Source organism: Spiroplasma sp. ChiS, assembly GCF_002968355.1.
Classification (GTDB): domain Bacteria; phylum Bacillota_I; class Bacilli_A; order Mycoplasmatales; family Mycoplasmataceae; genus Spiroplasma; species Spiroplasma citri.
The window spans coordinates 1-711 of record NZ_PUUH01000254.1; the positions used below are offsets into that span (position 1 = coordinate 1).

General features: G+C 23.2%; 1 protein-coding gene. It reads right to left on the reverse strand.

All coding sequences use genetic code 4. The annotated features are described in order from the left end of the window. Positions 1-110: 110 nt before the first annotated feature. Positions 111-711, reverse strand: a 601-nt coding sequence (locus C6B38_RS10270; protein ID WP_105299027.1) for a hypothetical protein, incomplete at its 5' end; no start/stop codon positions are given.

Genomic DNA, 711 nt, shown 5'->3' on the forward strand with positions numbered 1-711 from the left:
TATTTCCTTTCTATCCTTACTAAAACAGTGGCCATCTATTCTTTCAGAACAAAATAATTTATAAAATAGACTATATAACCACCCAAAAATATCTACCACCCCTATATAGTCTATTTATTTCATCTTTTTTTAAGACAATATTGATTTCAACTTTTAACTTGTTCTATTGTTTTTTTACAATTATGACAAATATTAACATTATGTTTTTTAAGATATTTACGAAATATTAATCAACCCAATAATATTAAATATAATATATAACTTGGTATTTTATAAACTTGTTCTAAACATTTACCAATCGGTAATTTAATTGCTGGTATTTTAGGTATTTTTGTTGTTAATCAAGCAGTACCATGTAATATTGGATATGATATAACAATCCCAGCATATCCAAAAAAACCACCATCAGTTATATTGTGCTGACCAAACATAAACTCTTTAACTGGTTCTAATGTTGGTATTCAATTAAAATGTAAACTAGTAAAAAATAAACCATATAAACTTAAAAATGGTGTATGATATAAAATTGATAAAGCATTATATCGCATAATATATGCTTTTTTAATATGAAATGGATATTTATCATATTTTAAAAACTTACGATTTTTTCATGCTTTAAAACTTTGACTTGGATTTCTTTGTTCAAAACCTAATCTTTGTCAATAAGTACCATTTTCATTTTTAATAATAATATTTTCTTTATCTATCATA